We start from the raw sequence: 3,510 nt of genomic DNA, 5'->3' as shown, positions 1-3,510 counted from the left end.
TGTAATAATTTATATATTATAATAATCAATTATAATTTAGAAACGTTGAGGTGGTTTAATGTTTATAGCTACATTAGGTGGATTATTTAAATATAAAGATTTACCTGAGGAATATGGTCCTTATGTAAAATTTAAAGCAACTATTGAAAAAAGAGAAGTTAAAGATGATGATGTGATTGCTATATTGGACATTACAGGGACTACTAGTCATCATGTTCTTTTTTTAGATGCGTATGATAATATAGATCAAATTAAAGAAGAATTAAATGATGCAGATGCTAAGGTCAACGTAAACACATTAAAAATTTTAGAAGGTCATTTATGAATTTACCAGCAGAACAGGTTTGGCTCGTACTTTCAGAGTTCTTATCTGATTTAATTAAAAAAGATATTGAAGTTCCGACAAATATTAATAGAAACATGGGGTTTACTAAAACACAAATTAGTTTTTATAAAAAAGATACATCTCATCCAGAGATGATTAAAGAACTTTCAAAAGCTAATATAACTTTATCTGAAATTCAAAATGAATTACTTGATATAGCCTCAAAAAATGTTTCAGAAGAATATTCTGATGAATGGTTTGATAAATTAAAAAGGGCAAATAGAGGAGAAAAATTATATGATACTCCAGATATTCACTCTAAATTTAATTTAAATCCACCACCAGGATTTTCTACAAGTCGTATAACTTTTAAAAAACCAATAACTGAAGATAGAGTTCAAGAAATCGCAGAATATTATGGTTTAATAATTGAATTTAACGATGATTTAACTTTATCTTTATATGGTGATAAAGAGGATGTTAAAAAAGGAGTAAAAGAAATGGCAGGCTTCTTTTTTGACTAAATTTTAATATTTTTTATTTTTTTTTATTTTAGTTTGTTTTTATTGTTTGTTTTTTGTATTTTTATTTATGCTAATTATTTTAATGCCTATTTTTAATATTTTATTTATTAAGTTATCTACTAAATTCATATAGAAAATTATATTATATTATTATAAAAATATTATTAAATATATTAATTTTAGAGGTGTTCTTGATGAAAATTTTATCTATTAGTGATATTCACAGCGAGAAAAATGAAAATTTTTTTAAATATTTAGAGGATAATAAGGACAATATTGATTTAGTATTAATTAATGGGGATTTAACTGATTTTGGACCATTAGAATTTGCATCAGATTTTCTTAATAAAATTTCTAAATTAGGATTTGATGTTTTTGCAGTTCCAGGTAATTGTGATCCTAATGGAATTTGTAATGTTATTACTGATACTAATGCAGTTTGTCTTCATAATCAAATTATTGCATATGGGGATGTTGTAATATTTGGATTTGGAGGTTCTAATGAAACACCATTTGATACACCGGGAGAATTTAAAGATCCACATATATACGATGCTATTAAAGAATTATATGCTGAATATGATTTCATGGCTAATGATAAAATACCTAAAGTAAAAATTTTACTTACTCATGCACCACCTTTTGATACTAAAGTAGATCAATTGCCTGATGGTTCTCATGTAGGTAGTAAAGCTTTAAGAAAAGCTATTGAAGAATTTAAACCAAATATTAATTTATGTGGTCATATTCATGAAGGAAGATCAATAGATAAAATTGGAGATACTACTGTTGTAAATCCAGGTATGCTTAAAGAAAACTATGGATGTTTAATAGATATTGATGAAGATTCATTAGATTATGATGTTGAACTTGTTTCTTTTGTTGAATAATTCTAATTAATCTTTATTTTTTATTTTTTTGTTTTAAAGTTTTTTGTGGTTTTTTTTGTTTTAAAGTTTTTTTGTATTTTTTTATTTAGTTGCTTTTTTGTTTTTTGTTAATAGTTTTTTATAATGGTATTTTTTACTTATTTTTTATTTTTATTCTTTATTTGCCTGTTATTTTTTTTTATTTATTTGTTTCTTATTATTTTTCTTTTAGTTCATTATTTTTTAGTTTATATTAAAATTAGATATTTTTTTATTATTTTTATTTATACCTTATTTTTCTAAAAAAAAGATTTAGTAAATTTTATTATATATTAATTTAATAATAGATATTAAGAATATATTATTTTTATAATATCTATTATCATCTATTAATTAAGATTTTATACAATCAAATTCTTAATTTTGTTTAAAATATACTCCTTTATGTTTTGGAGCGTGATAAAATGATTTATGTACAAGGAGAAGTCAGTGGAAAAAAATATACCGAACCATTTTCTAAAGGTGTTTTAGCACGTTCTTTAATTAGGGCAGAAATGAATTTAACTAAAGCTTATGAAATAGCAAATTCTATAGAAAATAAACTTAATGAAGATGGTATTGAAGTAATACCTGTAAAAGATTTAGTAAATATTATTGTTGAATATTTAGAGAAAGTTAACCCTATTGTTGCTGAAAAATATATTAATTGGAGAAAAATTAAAAAATCTAAAGAACCATTAATTATTTTAATAGGTGGTGCATCTGGTGTTGGTACATCTTCAATAGCTTTCGAAATTGCTAATCGTTTAGGGATAAGAAATATGATTAGTACTGATATGATTCGTGAAGTTATGCGTAAGATTGTTTCAAAAGAATTATTCCCAGTAATTCATAAATCTAGTTTCACTGCATATAAAGCTATGAGAATACCCTCTCCCCCAGAATTTGATGAAGTAATTGCTGGTTATAAAAATCAAGTTGATGCTGTAGCTGTTGGTGTTTCTGCAGTAATTGAAAGATCTTTAGATGAAGGTATTAGTATTGTAATTGAAGGAGTTCATATTGTTCCAGGTTTTATTAATGAAGATATTTTAAAAAGAGATAATGTTGTTCTTTTTACTCTTCAAGTTAGTGATGAAAATGTTCATAAAGAAAGATTTTATTCAAGAAGTAGGGAAATGTGGGCTAGAAGACCTTTAAAAAGATATTTAGATAATTTTTATTCTATTAGAAAAATTCAAAAATATATTGTTATGCAAGCTAATAAATATAATGTTCCTGTAATTGAAAATATTAATGTTTCTAATACTATTGACTATATGATTAAAACTATAACCAAAGTTTACGGAGGTAATAATAATGAGTAAATTAGGGAAATTAAAAGTTAAAGATTTAATGACTAAAGATGTTGTAACTACTGATCCAGATCAAGAAGTTGTTTTTGCTTTTGAAAAACTTATGAAAGAAAAAGTTAGTTCTATGCCTGTTATTGATAATAATAAAATGGTAGGTATTGTAACTGCAACTGATTTAGGTCATAATCTTATTTTAGATAAATATACTTTAGGTACTAAAGTTATTGATGTGATGGTTAAACAAGTTGCATTTGTTACTCCTGAAGATTCTATTATTGAAGCAATTTCTGAAATGAATAATAATTCACCTGGAAAATCTATTATTAACCAATTACCTGTTTTAGATGGTGGTAAATTAGTAGGTATTTTATCTGATGGTGATATTATACATGCATTAAAAGATGAATTTTAATTATTTTTAATATATTATATTAAAT

5 protein-coding genes are annotated in these 3,510 nt (G+C 24.1%); all 5 read left to right on the top strand.

Translation table 11 applies throughout. The features are described from left to right. Positions 1-58 precede the first annotated feature (58 nt). Complete coding sequence (locus BGI41_RS07230; protein ID WP_088539968.1) at positions 59-325, top strand: DUF749 domain-containing protein; 267 nt, start codon at positions 59-61, stop codon at positions 323-325. Continuing rightward, positions 322-849: a DUF2096 domain-containing protein gene (locus BGI41_RS07225; RefSeq protein WP_088539966.1), complete on the top strand. Its 528-nt coding sequence runs from the start codon at positions 322-324 to the stop codon at positions 847-849. The genes BGI41_RS07230 and BGI41_RS07225 overlap by 4 nt, the downstream gene beginning before the upstream one ends. Positions 850-1,043: 194 nt before the next feature. Beyond that, positions 1,044-1,739: a metallophosphoesterase gene (locus tag BGI41_RS07220; RefSeq protein WP_088539964.1), complete on the top strand. Its 696-nt coding sequence runs from the start codon at positions 1,044-1,046 to the stop codon at positions 1,737-1,739. Positions 1,740-2,182: 443 nt separating this feature from the next. Continuing rightward, on the top strand, positions 2,183-3,085 hold the full coding sequence (locus tag BGI41_RS07215) for a 2-phosphoglycerate kinase (protein WP_088539962.1): 903 nt from the start codon (positions 2,183-2,185) through the stop codon (positions 3,083-3,085). Beyond that, positions 3,078-3,485, top strand: a complete 408-nt coding sequence (locus BGI41_RS07210; RefSeq protein ID WP_088539960.1) for a CBS domain-containing protein — start codon at positions 3,078-3,080, stop codon at positions 3,483-3,485. The genes BGI41_RS07215 and BGI41_RS07210 overlap by 8 nt, the downstream gene beginning before the upstream one ends. Positions 3,486-3,510 lie beyond the last annotated feature (25 nt).

It is taken from the genome of Methanobrevibacter sp. 87.7 (genome assembly GCF_002208625.1).
Taxonomy (GTDB): Archaea; Methanobacteriota; Methanobacteria; order Methanobacteriales; family Methanobacteriaceae; genus Methanarmilla.
Note: the sequence above shows the minus strand (reverse complement) of the source record. Positions and strands in the feature narration are given on the sequence as shown.

What these genes read in the sequence shown, in the direction of transcription:
- BGI41_RS07220 (WP_088539964.1), top strand. Translation starts at nt 1,044, where the DNA reads ATGAAAATTTTATCTATTAGTGATATTCACAGCGAGAAAAATGAAAAT.
- BGI41_RS07210 (WP_088539960.1), top strand. Translation starts at nt 3,078, where the DNA reads ATGAGTAAATTAGGGAAATTAAAAGTTAAAGATTTAATGACTAAAGAT.
- BGI41_RS07215 (WP_088539962.1), top strand. Translation starts at nt 2,183, where the DNA reads ATGATTTATGTACAAGGAGAAGTCAGTGGAAAAAAATATACCGAACCA.
- BGI41_RS07230 (WP_088539968.1), top strand. Translation starts at nt 59, where the DNA reads ATGTTTATAGCTACATTAGGTGGATTATTTAAATATAAAGATTTACCT.
- BGI41_RS07225 (WP_088539966.1), top strand. Translation starts at nt 322, where the DNA reads ATGAATTTACCAGCAGAACAGGTTTGGCTCGTACTTTCAGAGTTCTTA.